Here is a 276-nt window from a genome sequence, read left to right as displayed (position 1 = left end):
CGATTATTAAGCTTGAATTTCGTTAGAAATTCACTCGGTTTATTGCTTGGTAAAATCTATTTGCTTACTTATCTAGTTTTCAATGTGCAATTAAAAAAATGGTGGGCCTAAATGGACTCGAACCATCGACCTCACGCTTATCAGGCGTGCGCTCTAACCAGCTGAGCTATAGGCCCTATCTATTTTTGAATGTTAAATAAACATTCAAAACTGAATACAATATGTCTCCGTTATTCCATGACCTAATGGTCATTCCGTAATATCCTTAGAAAGGAG

1 tRNA gene is annotated in these 276 nt (G+C 36.6%); it reads right to left on the bottom strand.

Going from position 1 to position 276, the window contains the following annotated elements:
- Positions 1 to 99: 99 nt before the first annotated feature.
- Positions 100 to 176, bottom strand: a tRNA-Ile gene (locus tag LQ668_RS12340).
- Between the last annotated feature and the right edge of the window lie 100 nt (positions 177 to 276).

Origin of the sequence: Mammaliicoccus sp. K-M42, from assembly GCF_022386375.1 — a bacterium.
GTDB classification, from domain to species: Bacteria; Bacillota; Bacilli; order Staphylococcales; family Staphylococcaceae; genus Mammaliicoccus; species Mammaliicoccus fleurettii.
The sequence above is the reverse complement of the archived record's forward strand: the minus strand, read 5'-3'. Positions and strand labels throughout refer to the sequence as shown.